The sequence below is a fragment of the Streptomyces endophyticus genome (assembly GCF_035798155.1).
GTDB classification, from domain to species: Bacteria; Actinomycetota; Actinomycetes; order Streptomycetales; family Streptomycetaceae; genus Streptomyces; species Streptomyces endophyticus.
This window is the reverse complement of the sequence record NZ_JAOZYC010000002.1, coordinates 102,392-116,925: the sequence shown is the minus strand read 5'-3', so window position 1 is coordinate 116,925 and position 14,534 is coordinate 102,392. Positions and strand designations below refer to the sequence as shown.

The window sequence follows — 14,534 nt, the reverse complement described above, 5'->3', positions numbered from 1 at the left end:
TCGCACCCGCACCCACCTCGCCGAACCGCCCGCCGAACCACCCATTCCACCGGGGGAGTTGGAAGCACTCGTGACCACCTGGACCGACCGAACCGCCGACCTCGCCGCAGCGCGACCCCTCTCGCTCTCCGCGCCGAGCGGAATCGACCGCGCGGCGCACCACCGCCTCGACGAGGCCTGGCTCGCCGCCGCGTGGAGCCACCCCACGACCCGCGTCTTCGTGGTCTCGGGTGGTCAGGCGCTCATCGACGAGACACCGGACGGCACGACGGAACTGGTCATGACCCCGGCCTTCGAAGCGCCCCTCACCGAGGCGCATCGCTACTTCCTGGGTACCGACGAGGACGGCGTGAGCTACTTCGCGCTCCAGAAGGACACGCTTCCCGGGCGCATGGACCAGTCCGCCCGCCCGGCCGGGCTGCGTGAGGCGGGGATGCTCCTCTCGCAGCGGGACGCGGGCCTCATGGTGCACGCCGTCGCCCTGGAGAACTGGCAGCGCCTGCACCGTTTCTGCTCCCGCTGCGGCGAACGCACCGTCATCGCCGCCGCGGGCCACATCCGCCGCTGCCAGGCCTGTGGAGCCGAGCACTACCCGCGCACCGACCCGGCCGTGATCATGGCCGTCACGGACGAGCAGGACCGCATCCTGCTCGGCCGCCAGGTGCACTGGCCCGAAGGGCGCTTCTCGACGCTCGCCGGCTTCGTCGAGCCCGGCGAGTCCATCGAGCAGTCGGTGCGGCGCGAGGTCTTCGAGGAGGCGGGCGTCGTCGTCGGTGACGTCGAGTACGTCGCCAGCCAGCCCTGGCCGTTCCCGTCGAGCCTGATGCTCGGCTTCATGGCGCACGCCACGTCCTTCGAGATCAACGTGGACGGTGACGAGATCCATGAGGCGCGCTGGTTCTCCCGCGAGGACCTGCGGACCGCCTTCGATTCCGGTGAGGTCATGCCTCCCTACGGGATCTCGATCGCGGCCCGGCTGATCGAACTGTGGTACGGCAAGCCCCTGCCGAAGCCCAGCGACGCGCTGTGAGTCATCTGCGGGCCCGCTGACCTCGTGCGAGGGTGGTTCAAGGAGCCCTGACGCAAGGGGGCAGGACCATGGCAGGCTCTGCGGAACAGCGCAGGCGGGAAGAGGAAGCGGCGGCCCGGCGGCGTGAGTGGGCGCTCAGGCGCCGGGGCAACCAGGACATCACCGGCAATCGTGCGGCGAACCTGCTGACGATGATCGTCTTGTTGGTCGTCCTCGCCGTGCTGGTCGTGCTGCTGGTCGTCTGACCGGATCCCGGACAGCGGAAAGCCCCCGTACCCGTGGGCGGGCGGGGGCCATTCGCTCGGCGCTGGGCGACTCAGGCGGCGATGGCCTGCTTGACCTGGGCCAGGGACGGGTTCGTCATGACCGACTCGGCGCCACTGTCGGACACCACGAGGAGCGTGGGGACCGTCTGGTTCCCGCCGTTCGCCTTCTCGACGAAAGCCGCGGACTCCGGGTCGTGCTCGATGTTGACCTCGTTGTACCCGATGCCCTCACGGTCCATCTGCTTCTTCAGCCGCTGGCAGTAGCCGCACCAAGTGGTGCTGTACATCGTCACAGTGCCCGGCATTTCCTCGTGCTCCTTCGGTGGCTGGGGGTGCGTGTTCGCAATCAGTCGAACGTACGCGGAGCGGCGACCATTCCCGCACGTCGAACGCATTGGTACGACTAACGGTCGGCGCCTGTGGACAACGCGACGCATCCGTCCCCGCGGACCTGGCAGCATGGCAGGGTGACAGCAGCAACGCACTCCACCCTGTTCCCGCGGGATCCCGGCCGTGGCCAGTATTCGGCTCCGCCGAGTGACGCCGACGCGGTGCTCGAGGGGCTCGACCCCGAGCAGCGCGCCGTGGCGACGGCCCTGCACGGTCCGGTGTGTGTGCTCGCGGGCGCGGGCACGGGCAAGACGCGGGCGATCACCCACCGCATCGCGTACGGCGTCCGCGCGGGGATCCTCCAGCCCCATTCCGTCCTCGCCGTCACCTTCACCAACCGTGCCGCCGGTGAGATGCGCGGCCGGCTCAGGCAGCTCGGCGCCGTGGGGGTACAGGCCCGTACCTTCCACTCCGCTGCCCTGCGCCAGCTCCAGTTCTTCTGGCCCAAGGCGGTCGGCGGGGAGCTGCCCCGGCTCGTCGACCGCAAGATCCAACTCGTCGCCGACGCCGCGGCCGCCTCGCGCCTGCGCCTGGACCGCGGTGAGCTGCGCGACGTGACCTCGGAGATCGAGTGGTCCAAGGTCACGCAGACCGTCCCCGGTGACTACGCCGCGGCGGTGCACAAGGCAGGTCGTGAGGCGCCCCGGCACCCCGCGGAGATCGCCCAGATCTACTCCGCGTACGAAACCCTCAAGCGGGACCGCACCGTCATCGACTTCGAGGACGTCCTGCTGCTCACCGTGGGCATCCTCCAGGACCGGCAGGACATCGCCGAGCAGGTCCGTGCCCAGTACCAGCACTTCGTCGTCGACGAGTACCAGGACGTCAGCCCGCTCCAGCAGCGCCTGCTCGACCTGTGGCTCGGCGAGCGCGACAGTCTCTGCGTCGTCGGTGACGCCAGCCAGACGATCTACTCCTTCACCGGGGCCACCCCCGACCACCTGCTCAACTTCCGCACGCGTCATCCCAGTGCCACCGTCGTCAAGCTCGTCCGTGACTACCGCTCCTCGCCCCAGGTCGTGCACCTTGCCAACGGGGTCCTGACCAGAGCGAGCGGTCGCGCCGCCGAGCACCGCCTGCAACTGATCTCGCAGCGCGAGGCGGGCCCCGAGCCGACCTACATCGAGTACGCGGACGAGCCCACCGAGGCCGAAGGCGCCGCAGGCCGCATCCGGGAGCTGATCGACTCCGGGGTGTCGGCCGGTGAGATCGCGATCCTGTTCCGGACGAACGGGCAGTCGGAGATCTACGAACAGGCCCTCGCCGACGCGGGCGTGCCCTACCAGCTGCGCGGCGCCGAGCGTTTCTTCGAGCGGGCCGAGGTGCGAAAGGCGCACCACGAGCTGCGAGCGGCGGCCCGCTTCGGCGACAACGACGCGGGGCTCGACGAGGCCGTCGATCTGCCCTCCCAGGTCAGAGCCGTCCTGTCCGGCGCAGGCTGGACCACCGAGGCGCCCGCGGGTTCCGGTGCCGTGCGCGACCGCTGGGAGTCGCTCGCCGCCATCGCCCGGCTCGCGGGGGACCTCGCGAGAGCCGAGCCCACCGCGACCCTGAGCGCGTTCGTGGCGGAACTCGACGAGCGGGCGAGCGCGCAGCACGCCCCGACCGTGGAAGGTGTCACCCTCGCCTCGCTGCACGCGGCGAAGGGCCTCGAGTGGGACGCGGTGTTCCTGGTCGGCCTCGCCGAGGGCATGATGCCGATCACCTACGCCAAGACCGACGAGCAGATCGAGGAGGAGCGGCGCCTCCTGTACGTCGGGGTGACCCGCGCGCGGCGCCACCTCGGTCTCTCCTGGGCGCTGTCCCGCTCGCCGGGCGGCCGCCCGAACCGCAGGCCGAGCCGGTTCCTCGACGGGCTTCGGCCGGGGTCGACGGGCTCGGCGGGGCGCGGAGCGAGTGCGGGGGGTGGCGGCATCGAGTTCGGAACGCGCGCGGGCGCCCGCGAGTCGCCCGGCACCACACGCCCCAGGGGCGAGCGGAAGGTGGCCCGCTGCCGTGTGTGCGGGCGCACCCTCGAGGCCGCAGAGATGAAGCTGATGCGCTGTGAGGACTGCCCGTCGGACATGGACGAGGGGCTGTACGAGCGACTGACCGAGTGGCGCGGCCGCACGGCGGCGGACCTCGGCCAGCCCGCGTTCTGCGTCTTCACGGACAAGACCTTGATCGCCATCGCCGAGACCGCCCCCGAGGACGCGGCCGAACTGTCCCGCATCCCGGGCGTCGGACGCCGGAAGTTTCGGACGTACGGTTCCGATGTCCTCGCTATTTGCGCAGGTCAGGCGATTGGTGAACAGCCCGATGACGAGGCGGGGGACGACTGACGCGAACTCGTCGAAAAAATAGTTTGCGCATGCCCCAACAATCCCCATAGGTTCTTAATCACGAAAGCAGCGGCCTTCTCGGAGGCCCTGGTTCCGTGTTGTACTTGAATGCCGTCGGACCGGTTCGCACCGGTCCCCCGAGACGCCGAGAGGAGGCGATTCCAGTGATCAGCATCAACGCCAGCTCCATCAGCACCGTCAAAATGACCGATCGCTCGGTCGTCGCTTCCTGCCTGCTCGGCTCCTCGAACCTGGGCACCGGTCTGTCTGGCGTCTCCGCCACGCGTCCGGAGTCCGGCATGTCCCTCGCGGGTCTTCCCATTCGCGAGCGCAATGAGCGACCGACGAAGGCACCGGAAGCAGTAGCGACGGCACAGGCTCAGGCCTATGCCTTTGCGGCGGCCGGTGCCGGATTCCGGAAGCAGACGACGCAGCACCACACGATGTGGGCCTTCCGTGGGCTCAAACCCTGGAGCGATCCAGCCTGAGGAGATCAGGCAGGCGCCTTCAGGGCCGCGGAACCCCATCCGGGATCCGCGGCCCTTCTGTTTTCCCGGAAGATCCAGCGATCTTCCGAGGAACCAGAGCGAAGGGGCCTCGGGACAAGAAAAGAACCCGGTACCACCGCCACCCGGCCCACCGGCCGGACGACCAGACGAGGAAGAAGACACCGTGCAACTCGAAGCGCACGCCCCGTCCGTACCGCCTTCAGACCCTCTTTCCCAGCCCGTGTCCACGGAGGACTCCACCTTGAACCCGCTGACCGCGCTCACCGCGCTCGACGACGCCATCGAGAACCTCGACGTGCCCGTCCCCTGCCGTGCCTACGACCCCGAGGTCTTCTTCGCGGAGTCGCCGGCGGATGTCGAGTACGCCAAGTCCCTCTGCCGTACCTGCCCGCTGATGGAGGCCTGCCTCGCCGGCGCCAAGGAGCGGCGTGAGCCGTGGGGCGTCTGGGGTGGCGAACTGTTCGTCCAGGGCGTTGTCGTCGCCCGGAAGCGGCCGCGTGGCCGCCCGCGCAAGAACCCGGTCGTGGCATGAACGCCCCCGGAACGATCGACCGCCCCCTGACGCACGACCCCAAGAAGCAGGCCCCGATGAAGCCGTCCACGAGCGAGCCCGCAGGTTCCGCGATCCCAGACTTCACCACCTCCGGCGCGAACGAGTCGCGCCAGAACAGGACCCGTCAGATGCAACTCATCCCAGAAGCCCTGGCTCGTGCGCATATGCACGAGCAGCTGCGGGTGGCCGAGAGCGAACGCCGGGCCGTGCGCCTGGCCACCGCCCGCCGGATGCAGCGCCGTGCCGAGCGCGCTTCGCTGCGCGCCCGGCGTGCGCTCGCCATGGCCGTCATGCAGTAACCGAACCGCCGACGCGGTTCGTCGACATGCGCCGCGACAGTGCGGCTGCTCCCTCGGGGGCCGGTCCGAAGCGGACCGGCCCCCGAGGCGTGTGGTGCCCGGCGTTCATCGGTTCATCGAGTTATCGTCGCCGGGTGACGTCTCTTCCTGGCGGGGACTCCGCGCAGCAGCAGCCCGACCACCAGGCCCTCGCGTGCGCGCGGTGTGGCACGGCAGTCCTGGAACTCCCGCTGACCTGGACGTGTTCCGTCGAGGGCGGCACCCGGCGGTACTTCTGCGACGCCTGCGCCCGAGAGAACATCAGGGCCATCGAGGGACGGCTCGACTCCGACTGGTGGTGATCAGGCCTCCGCCGCCGGCCACTCCTCGGCCCCCGTCGCGTCCTCGGTGGCAAAGCCCGGCACCCAGGCCTCCAGCTCGTCCCGCAGCCGCACGGTGGCGCCGAGCTGACACAGCACCCCGATCGTGCTGAGCGTCACCCGATGTATCAGCAGGTACGACGGCGGCAGGTTGAGCTGCTTGCCCAGCTGATGGGCGGGGGAGCGGGGGTCGGCTATCCGGGCCGCCTGATTGCGCATCCAGGAGCGGGTGAACGTGAAGGCGTCGACGCGGGCCGGCTCGATGATCGGCAACAAGTAGTCGAGCACCGCGTCCGGTTCGAGCTCTATCGACTCCTTGACGAAGCCCTCCTCGCAGAGCAGCTCGTAGACCGCCTCCGCCTCGCCGTCGAGCGTCCTGCGCAGGGAGACACCGATCGGGTCGGGCAGGCCGCCCGGCAGCCGGTCGACCGTGCCGAAGTCGAGGACGCCGAGGCGCCAGCCGCCCTCCTCGTCCGGCAGCAGCCGGAAATTGCCCGGGTGGGGATCCGCGTGCAGCAGGCCCGTGCGCGCGGGCCCCGAGAACAGGAAGCGGGCCAGTAGCTGACCTGCGCGATCGCGCTCGTCCTCGCTGCCGTTGTCGATGATCTCGGCGAGCGGTGTCCCGTCGATCCACTCCGTCACCAGTACCTGCTCGCACTGGTGCACCACGTGCGGCACCACGACGTCGGGGTCGCCGTCGAACTCTTCCGCGTGTGCCCGCTGGGCCTGCGCCTCCAGCGCGTAGTCCAGTTCCTCGGAAACCCGGTCGCGCAACTCGGCGATGAGCGGCTTGATGTCCATACCCGGGATCAGGGGTCCCAACAGGCGTGCGAAGCGGCTCAGTTGGCCGAGGTCCGACAGCAGGGCCTCGCCCGCGCCCGGGTACTGCACCTTCACGGCGACCTCTCGACCGTCGTGCCACACGGCGCGATGCACCTGCCCGATCGACGCGGCGGCCGAGGGCTTGTCCTCGAACTCGAGGAACAGCTCACGCCATTGCTCGCCGAGCCGCTCATCGAGAACCGCGTGCACGGTGCGGGTCGGCATCGGGGGCGCGGCTTCCTGGAGCTTCGTCAGGGCGGCGCGGTACGGGCCCGCGACGTCCTCCGGGAGGGCGGACTCGAAGACGGACAGTGCCTGCCCGAACTTCATGGCCCCGCCCTTGAGTTCACCCAGCACCTTGAACAGCTGATCCGCCGTGCGCTGCTGCAGTTCCCGCCCGACGAGCTCGGCGGACTTGCCGCCGATGCGTCTGCCGATGCCCCAGGTCGCGCGACCCGCGAAGCCGATCGGCAGCGCTGCCAGCTTGGCGGTACGGGTAACCGCCTTCCGGGGAAGATCAGACATACACCCCTCCAAGTGCCGAACAGTCATGCCGCGTATGCCCGGGTGCCGTGGTGCCGGCAGCCATTGCCTACCCGGCCATTGTGTCGTGCGGCACGGCGTCCACGGAGACCTCCTGCCCGTTACCTCTCTCACCCGCACCACACGGGCACTGCGGATGTGGCCACACCGGTCGGGCGTGCCAGTCCAGGCCCGGCGCGGCCGCCTCCCAACGTGCCCCTGTGCTCGACGGCAACTCCCCGTCGAGGAAGGCCAGTCCATGTGCCGCGGCGAGGCCCGCGACAGCGGTGGCAAGGCCCAGGTCACAGGCCTGTACCTGGCGGCCGGCCGGTCCCGAACTCCACTGGGCGAGCAGCCGGGGCCAGGTCGGATCTCGGTCCGCGCGCCCGAGGAGCAGGCAGTGCGCACAGCCCGTCCCGCCGGGCAGCACCAACGGGCCGACCACGCCGGTGGCCTCGACGACGCCCGCGTACAGGTGGGGAATGCCGGCCTCCAGCAGATCCTCGACCGCCGCCGGATCGGGGGAGTGGACCGCGAGTCCGTCACGCGGGGCGATGATCACGAGGGAGAGCGGGGGCTCCTCGGGGTCCGGCTCCGAAAGGCGCGCGGGGGCCGACCTGCGCCGGTCGGGGCGCGGTGGCCTGGCAGGCGCCATCGAGCGCACCACCCGCCGCGCGGACACGTCCCGGCGCTCGCCCGTCGCCTCCACCGGATGCCCGCCCGGTGCCACGTCCCAAGGCTCGACGCATCCGCCGTCCCGCACGTCGACATGGCCGACACCCGCGGACGTGAGCACCGAGGCGATGACCGCGCCCACCCGCCCGGCGCCTCTCACCTGGACCCGCATCGCGCGACGGGCGGTCAACTTCAGTATCGCTTCGGCCGGTTCCGATGTCGTGACGGTCAAGGCGGCGTGGTCGGGGCGGAGCCGATCCATTGCGTGCGTCTGTTTGCGCAGTTCAGCGCCGGTTCTGCCACCACCGGTCGCGTCGTCGAGGAGTCCCGCCCCGCTCAGCCGCTCCAGGAGCGCGTCCACATGACCGTCCGGAAGGCCCATCCTCTGGGCCTCTTCCCGCAGGAGAGGAACCCCGCGGGTGCCGTCGAGCAGTGTCAGGAAGCTGCCGGTGGCCGTGTCGACCGGGCCGAGTACCACCGCGTGCGCCGGCGTGATCCCGAACTGCACCGTGTTCAGGTCGTGCCAGCCGCGCCGCAGGGCCGGTTTCAGGATCGGATGCATGGCTGTCCCCCGTACTGTGCCGACGGCGTCGTTCCCGTCGATCGACCGCCAGCATGCCCGGACGTCCGGATCCGTGCGGAAAGTTGTCCACAGGCTGTGGGTGATAGTCGTACTAATCGGGGGGCGGGTCGCGGGGCCGCACCGAAGACTTCCGGAGGCGGGACTTCCGCCCGGTCCAGCGGGTAACGTCGGGGCGTGTCCGCCGACCCACTGCACCGTGCCACGAACACGCAGCGCAGCACGACCAGCCCGCCCGCAGGCGGCCTGGGGGCGAGCGCGGTCGAGGTGCGCAGAAGCTCCCGGCGTCGCAGGACGGTCTCCGCGTACCGCGAGGGCGATCGCACCGTGGTGCTCATCCCGGCGCGCATGTCGGAGGCCGAGGAGAAGCGCTGGGTGGGCGTCATGCTCGACAAGCTCGCCGCGCAGGAGAGCAAGCGGGTGCTCGGCGACACCGAGCTGTCGGACCGCGCCGAGCGCCTCTCGGACCAGTACCTCGATGGCAAGGCCCGCCCCGCTTCGGTGCGGTGGGTCACGAACCAGAACACCCGGTGGGGTTCGTGCACTCCGGCGGAGGGCAGCATCCGGCTCTCCCACCGACTGCAGGGCATGCCCGAGTACGTCGTCGACTACGTACTCATCCATGAGCTCGCGCACCTGCTGGTCCCCGGTCACGGGCCGCGGTTCTGGAGGCTCCTGGAGGCGTACCCGCGCACGGAGCGGGCGCGCGGGTATCTCGAAGGAGTGGTCGCGGCCGACCGGCTCCCGCATCTGCCCACCGCGCGCGGCGACTGATCGTCCTTCAGCGCGGCTTCTGTACCAGGGGTGTACCGACTTCTTCCGCTGTCGGTGATTGCGGATAGCCTGACGCGACGCAATCACCATCGGGATGGGGGACGGTCGTTACGCATGGCCAGGGAATTCCAACGCGGCCACAAGGCCCAGATCAGTGACCTCACCGCAGGCACGGATCTGTACGTGGGTGTACAGATCACCGGCCCCGGACTGAGCTTCGACATCAGCTGCTTCGGCCTCGACGCCGAGGAGCGGTTGTCCGACGACCGATACTTCGTCTTCTTCAACCAGCCGACAACGCCCGAGGAGTCCGTCCAGCTGCTCGGCGCACAGGCCGGTGACACGGAATCCTTCCGCGTCACACTTGAGAAGATCCCCGCGAACATCCAAAAGCTTTCGTTCACCGCGACCATCGACGGGGCGGGACAGATGTCGCAGGTCGCTCCCGGATACATCCGTATCGTCGCCGGTGGTGAGGAAGTCGCGCGATATTCCTTCCAGGGTGGTGAGTTCTCCACCGAGCGTGCGGTAATGCTGGGCGATTTCTATCTGAAGGACGTGTGGCGGTTCGCCGCTGTCGGGCAGGGCTTCGACGGAGGCCTGGATGCGCTGCTGAAGAACTTCGGCGGTGAGGTCGCAGAGGAGGAGCCCGCCGCCGCCCCGCAGCAGTCCGCGGCCCCCAGCTTCGCGCCGCCCGCCCAGGCCACCGCGCCGCCTTCCTTCGCGGCCCCGGCAGCGCCTGCTCCAGCGCCCGCGCCTGCCCCGCCCGCTCCTGCGCCCGAGCCACTGCCGCAGAACGCCGCCCCGGCGCAGGCCCCCACGCCCCCGCCGGCCCCCGCGCCTTCGGTGCACGCGGCGCCCACCATCGCGGCCCCGCTCGCCACGCCGCCCGGCACGGTCCCGCCGCCGCCCCCGGCGCCTAGTGCCCCGAACCCGTACGGCCAGCAGCCGCCCCAGCAGCCGCAGTTCGGCCAGGTCCCCGGCCAGGGTGGCGCAACGCTGCCGCCCGGCTACGGCCAGCAGCCCCAGACACCGCCCGCTCCGCAGGGCTTCGGGCAGCAGCCCCAGACGCCCCCTGCTCAGCAGGTCTTCGGCCAGCCCCCGGCCGCTCCCTCTCCGCAGGGTGCGCCGCAGGGCATCCCACAGCAGGCCGCCGCGCCCGGTGTGGCCGCCGCTCTGGAGAAGTTCCGTGAGGCTCCTACGGGGCAGCGCTGGACGCTCCAGAACAAGAAGCTGATCCGTGTCGACCTCGGAGCCGGGGGTGACCAGCCCGTACTCGCCCGACAGGGCAGCATGGTGCTCTACCAGGGCAAGGTCGAATTCAGCTACAAGGGCGCCGGGTTCGCGGGCCGCATCGTGGGCAACGCCACGGGGCAGGAAATGCAGCTGATGCGCTGCACCGGCCGCGGCCAGGTCTTCTTCGCGGAAGAGGCCACCCACGTGCATCCCATCGAGCTCCAGGGCGACGCGATCTGCGTCTCCGCGGAGAACGTCCTCGCGTTCGACGAGAGCCTGCAGCACGAAGTGCGCAGGATCGAAGGGCACGGCATCCCCGGAGGGGCCCTGTTCGTGCTCCAGTTCCAGGGCACCGGAACGGTCGTCGTGAAGACCCACGGCACGCCCGTCGTGCTGCCGGTCACGCCCACCACATTCACCGACTCCAACGCCGTCGTGGCCTGGTCCGCGGCCGCGCAGGCGATCGTCTCCAACCAGGTCCGCATGCGCCGCAACGCCTATCCGGGCGACAGCGGCGAAGGCGTCAACCTGCAGTTCCGGGGCGCACCCGGCAACTTCATCGTCGTCCAGCCGTACGAGGTCTGAGGGAGCCCGTCATGAACCAACCGCTCGCGGGCTTCGCCCCGACCCCGGTAGCCGCCCGCATGGAGAACCACGGCAGCAACATGCTGAAGGTCGCCATGCAGACCGGAAACGACCTCTTCGCGCGCGTGGGCTCGATGGTCGCCTACGAGGGCTTCGTCCAGTACGAGCCCAACCCGCCCGCCGTCCGCCAGGTCGCCCGTGACTGGATCACGGGTGAGGGTGCACCTCTCATGAAGTGCACCGGTGACGGCCTGCTCTACCTCGCCGACTACGGCGCCGACGTCGTCGTCATCAACCTCGGCGGCGAGTCGATCTCCGTCAACGGCACCAACCTCCTCGCCTTCGACGCGCACCTCCAGTGGGGCGTCGAGCGCGTCAAGGGGCTCGCCAAGTTCACGGGTCAGGGCCTGTGGAACATCACGGTCGGGGGCCAGGGACACGTCGCGCTGACCTCCCGCGGCACCCCCATCGTGGTCGACTGCGGCCGCGGCGAGGACGAGACCTACGTGGACCCCGACGCGCTCATCGCCTGGTCGCCGAGTCTGAAGGTGAAGGGCAAGCGCAGCTTCAGGGCCGGCTCACTCATCGGGCGCGGCAGCGGCGAGGCCTACCAGATGGGCTTCTCCGGGGAAGGCATCGTCGTCGTACAGCCCAGTGAGGACAGCACCGACCGCCTCCGAGTCCGGGGCTGAGGGGGAGCGAACAACACCATGCAGAGTCCGCTTTTCGCGTACACCGAGCAGCAGACCCAGGAGCGCTACACGGTGCAGAACCCGCAGATGCTGCGGGTCGCCCTGGAAGGCCACGACGACATCCTCGCCCGCAAGGGCGCGATGGTCGCCTACCAGGGGCTGATGGAGTTCGACGGTGAGTACCAGACGTCGGGACAGCAGCGTGCCCGCGCGCACACCGGCGAGGGCCTCAGCCTGATGCGCTGCCACGGGCAGGGCACCGTCTACCTGGCGAACCTCGCCCAGTACATCCACGTAGTGGATGTCGAACAGGACGGTCTGACCGTCGACAGCAGCTACGTGCTGGCGATGGACTCCTCGCTGCACCACGAAGTCGTCGCCGTGGACAGCCAGTTCGGCATCTCCGGCTCCGGCAAGTACCAGCTCAACATCACGGGGCACGGCAAGGTCGCGCTGATGACGTCCGGCCAGCCGCTGATGCTCCAGGTCACGCCCGACCGGTACGTCAACGCCGACGCGGACGCCATCGTCGCCTGGTCCACCGGGCTCCGGGTGCAGATGCAGGCGCAGACGCATTCGTCCGGCGTCTGGCGGCGTCGGGGCAACACCGGAGAGGGCTGGGAGCTCAGCTTCATGGGCAGCGGTTACGCGCTGGTCCAGCCCAGCGAGATGCTGCCGCCGCAGCACGCGGCGGTCGGCGGGGGCCTCGCCGCGCAGTACGGGATGGGACAGCAGGGCGCCCGCGGCCAGAACCAGGGCAACGTCTGGAGCTAGAGCTCGCAGGACCCGCGCCATGGGCGCACACAGGTAAGGGGCGAGCGCCCATGGCGCTCGCCCCTTACCTGTGCCTCTCTAGAGCCGTGCCCGCGTGGCCTTCACCAGGTGGACGACAGAGGCGTCGGCGACGTCCGCCACCTCGTCGTATCCGAACCAGCGCAGGTCCAAGGACTCGTCGCTGATGGCTTCCGTGGCGCCGGCCGGGGCGAGCGCCGCGTACTGCACGTCCAGGTGCTGGGAGCACGGACCCGGGATCGGGTGCCGGTCCAGGCGGACCGGGCCGCCCTCCAGGAGGGTGAGTCCGGGGATGCCCGACTCCTCCGTCGCCTCGCGCAGGGCCGCGGCCCGCAGGGTCGGGTCGCCCGGCTCGCAGTGTCCCCCCATCTGAAGCCACATCTGCAGCTTCTTGTGGAGCGTGAGCAGCACGCGGCCGCGCGCGGGGTCGACGACCAGGGCGCTCGCCGTGATGTGCCCTGCGGTGCAGGGCTTCCACAGGCCGTCGGCGCCGTGCTCCGACAGATGGTCCAGGTAGGCCTGGCGCAGTTCCGGCTGGTCCTCGTAGCTCTTGAGCACGAGGACCGTGTCGTCGTACAGGCTCACTTGTCGGAGTCGCCCTCGCCCTTGTCGTCCTCGTCCTTCTTCAGGTTCGGCTTCTCGGTGGAGCCGCCGCTCGCCGCCTCGCCGAGCATCTTGTCGAGCTCGGAGAAGTCCAGCTGCTCGTCGCGGTGCACGAAGCCGTCCGGGTCGTCCAGGTCGGACGCCGTCGGCAGCATGTCCGGGTGTGCCCACAGGCCGTCACGACCGTCCACACCGCGCGCGTCCGTGAGCGAGGCCCACAGGCGCGAGGCGTCACGCAGGCGCCGCGGACGCAGCTCCAGGCCGATCAGCGTCGCGAACGTCTGCTCCGCGGGGCCACCGGTCGCGCGGCGGCGGCGCAGCGTCTCGCGCAGCGCGTCGGCGGACGACAGGCGCGGCTTCGCGGCCGCATGGACCACCGCGTCGACCCAGCCCTCGACGAGCGCGAGAGCCGTCTCCAGGCGGGCCAGAGCGGCCTTCTGCTCCGGGGAGTCCTCCGGCTGGAACATGCCCTGCTGGAGTGCTTCCTGGATCTGCTCGGGGTTCTGCGGGTCGAACTGGCCGACCACGTCCTCCAGCTTCGAGGTGTCGACCTTGATCCCGCGCGCGTACCCCTCGACCGCACCGAACAGGTGCGAGCGCAGCCACGGCACGTGCGAGAACAGTCGCTGGTGAGCGGCCTCGCGCAGCGCCAGGTAGAGGCGGACCTCCTCCATGGGGACACTGAGGTCCTTGCCGTACGCCTCGACGTTCAGCGGCAGCAGCGCGGCCTTGCCGGCCGGGGCCAGGGGCAGGCCGATGTCCGTGGACCCGACGACCTCGCCCGCGAGCACGCCGATGGCCTGCCCGATCTGCTGGCCGAACATGGCACCGCCCATGGAGCGCATCATGCCGATCAGCGGGCCCGCCATGGCCTGCATCTCCTCGGGCAGCACGTCACCCATGGCCATGCCGACGCGCTCGGCGACCGGATCGACGAGCTCCTTCCACACCGGGAGGGTCGCCTCCACCCACTCGGCGCGGCTCCAGGCCACCGCCGAGTGCGCGCCCGAAGGCAGCGACGTCGCGTCGTCCAGCCACAGGTCGGCCAGGCGCACGGCCTCCTCGACCGCGGTGCGCTCGGCGGGGCCCACGCTGGCGTCCTTGACGCCGTCCTGCGTGCCCTGCGAGACGGTCTGGCGGGCGATGTCCTTGGCCATGTCCCAGTTCACCGGCCCGCCCTCGTAGGAGAGCATCTGGCCGAGCTGCTGGAAGGCCGCCCCCAGATCGTTCGGATTCATCGAACCGAACATGGCCGCGAACGGGTTGTCCCCGCCTTCGCCGCCCGGGCCGCCCGCGCCGGGCAGGCCCGGGAACCCGAATCCGAATGGGCCGGCCGGTCCCTGACCGCCACCGCCCTGCTGGTCCTTCTTCTTGCCCTCGTCGCCGTCTTCCGGCTCCTCCGGCGGAAGGCCGAAACCGAATGGGGTGTCACTCACGGGATTCCTCGGCTGGTTGGGCCGCCGGTTTCTGGGCCCGGCGGCGACTGCCCGACTACACACCCAGCGTAGACACCATGACCGGATCGG

At 70.3% G+C, this 14,534-nt stretch carries 16 protein-coding genes; 11 read left to right on the top strand and 5 right to left on the bottom strand.

What is annotated here, in order from left to right; all coding sequences use genetic code 11:
- The first annotated feature begins 70 nt into the window (after positions 1 to 70).
- Complete coding sequence (gene nudC, locus OKJ99_RS02250) at positions 71 to 1,030, top strand: NAD(+) diphosphatase (RefSeq protein ID WP_326013946.1); 960 nt, start codon at positions 71 to 73, stop codon at positions 1,028 to 1,030.
- Between the two features lie 68 nt (positions 1,031 to 1,098).
- Positions 1,099 to 1,275 carry a hypothetical protein gene (locus OKJ99_RS02245; RefSeq protein WP_326013945.1) on the top strand — a complete coding sequence of 59 codons (177 nt, stop codon included), beginning with the start codon at positions 1,099 to 1,101 and terminating at the stop codon, positions 1,273 to 1,275.
- A 71-nt stretch (positions 1,276 to 1,346) separates the two neighbouring features.
- Here OKJ99_RS02245 and OKJ99_RS02240 read toward each other — a convergent pair whose 3' ends face one another.
- Positions 1,347 to 1,601 carry a mycoredoxin gene (locus tag OKJ99_RS02240; RefSeq protein ID WP_326013944.1) on the bottom strand — a complete coding sequence of 85 codons (255 nt, stop codon included), beginning with the start codon at positions 1,599 to 1,601 and terminating at the stop codon, positions 1,347 to 1,349.
- Between the two features lie 162 nt (positions 1,602 to 1,763).
- Here OKJ99_RS02240 and OKJ99_RS02235 point away from each other — a divergent pair, with 162 nt between their 5' ends.
- The 5 genes from OKJ99_RS02235 to OKJ99_RS02215 all read left to right on the top strand — a co-directional run bounded on the left by OKJ99_RS02235 (position 1,764) and on the right by OKJ99_RS02215 (position 5,709).
- Positions 1,764 to 4,007 carry an ATP-dependent DNA helicase UvrD2 gene (locus OKJ99_RS02235; protein WP_326013943.1) on the top strand — a complete coding sequence of 748 codons (2,244 nt, stop codon included), beginning with the start codon at positions 1,764 to 1,766 and terminating at the stop codon, positions 4,005 to 4,007.
- A gap of 164 nt (positions 4,008 to 4,171) precedes the next feature.
- Positions 4,172 to 4,495 carry a hypothetical protein gene (locus OKJ99_RS02230; protein WP_326013942.1) on the top strand — a complete coding sequence of 108 codons (324 nt, stop codon included), beginning with the start codon at positions 4,172 to 4,174 and terminating at the stop codon, positions 4,493 to 4,495.
- Between the two features lie 184 nt (positions 4,496 to 4,679).
- Entirely contained in the window at positions 4,680 to 5,048 is a 369-nt protein-coding gene (locus OKJ99_RS02225; protein ID WP_266713846.1) for a WhiB family transcriptional regulator, read from the top strand.
- Entirely contained in the window at positions 5,045 to 5,368 is a 324-nt protein-coding gene (locus tag OKJ99_RS02220) for a hypothetical protein (RefSeq protein ID WP_326013941.1), read from the top strand. The genes OKJ99_RS02225 and OKJ99_RS02220 overlap by 4 nt, the downstream gene beginning before the upstream one ends.
- A 134-nt stretch (positions 5,369 to 5,502) precedes the next feature.
- Positions 5,503 to 5,709 (top strand): hypothetical protein, encoded by a 207-nt coding sequence (locus OKJ99_RS02215; protein ID WP_326013940.1) that lies wholly within the window; start codon positions 5,503 to 5,505, stop codon positions 5,707 to 5,709.
- Here the strand turns inward: OKJ99_RS02215 and OKJ99_RS02210 are convergent, their stop codons facing one another.
- Entirely contained in the window at positions 5,710 to 7,074 is a 1,365-nt protein-coding gene (locus OKJ99_RS02210) for an ABC1 kinase family protein (RefSeq protein WP_326013939.1), read from the bottom strand. It abuts the gene before it with no gap.
- 67 nt (positions 7,075 to 7,141) lie between these two features.
- Positions 7,142 to 8,308, bottom strand: coding sequence for a TOMM precursor leader peptide-binding protein (locus OKJ99_RS02205; RefSeq protein WP_326013937.1), 1,167 nt, complete (start codon positions 8,306 to 8,308; stop codon positions 7,142 to 7,144).
- 195 nt (positions 8,309 to 8,503) lie between these two features.
- On the opposite strand from OKJ99_RS02205, the gene OKJ99_RS02200 reads away from it, so the two are divergent.
- From OKJ99_RS02200 to OKJ99_RS02185, 4 genes are all read left to right on the top strand, one after another.
- Entirely contained in the window at positions 8,504 to 9,100 is a 597-nt protein-coding gene (locus OKJ99_RS02200) for a M48 metallopeptidase family protein (protein ID WP_326013936.1), read from the top strand.
- A gap of 114 nt (positions 9,101 to 9,214) precedes the next feature.
- Positions 9,215 to 10,921 (top strand): TerD family protein, encoded by a 1,707-nt coding sequence (locus tag OKJ99_RS02195; RefSeq protein ID WP_326013934.1) that lies wholly within the window; start codon positions 9,215 to 9,217, stop codon positions 10,919 to 10,921.
- An 11-nt stretch (positions 10,922 to 10,932) separates the two neighbouring features.
- Positions 10,933 to 11,613, top strand: coding sequence for an AIM24 family protein (locus tag OKJ99_RS02190; protein WP_326013932.1), 681 nt, complete (start codon positions 10,933 to 10,935; stop codon positions 11,611 to 11,613).
- An 18-nt stretch (positions 11,614 to 11,631) separates the two neighbouring features.
- On the top strand, positions 11,632 to 12,387 hold the full coding sequence (locus OKJ99_RS02185; RefSeq protein ID WP_326013931.1) for an AIM24 family protein: 756 nt from the start codon (positions 11,632 to 11,634) through the stop codon (positions 12,385 to 12,387).
- 78 nt (positions 12,388 to 12,465) lie between these two features.
- Here the strand turns inward: OKJ99_RS02185 and OKJ99_RS02180 are convergent, their stop codons facing one another.
- Both OKJ99_RS02180 and OKJ99_RS02175 read right to left on the bottom strand, forming a co-directional pair.
- The gene (locus OKJ99_RS02180; protein ID WP_326013930.1) at positions 12,466 to 12,990 is read right to left on the bottom strand and encodes an NUDIX hydrolase; all 525 of its coding nucleotides are present in this window, start codon (positions 12,988 to 12,990) and stop codon (positions 12,466 to 12,468) included.
- Positions 12,987 to 14,444 (bottom strand): zinc-dependent metalloprotease, encoded by a 1,458-nt coding sequence (locus OKJ99_RS02175; RefSeq protein ID WP_326013929.1) that lies wholly within the window; start codon positions 14,442 to 14,444, stop codon positions 12,987 to 12,989. The genes OKJ99_RS02180 and OKJ99_RS02175 overlap by 4 nt, the downstream gene beginning before the upstream one ends.
- Between the last annotated feature and the right edge of the window lie 90 nt (positions 14,445 to 14,534).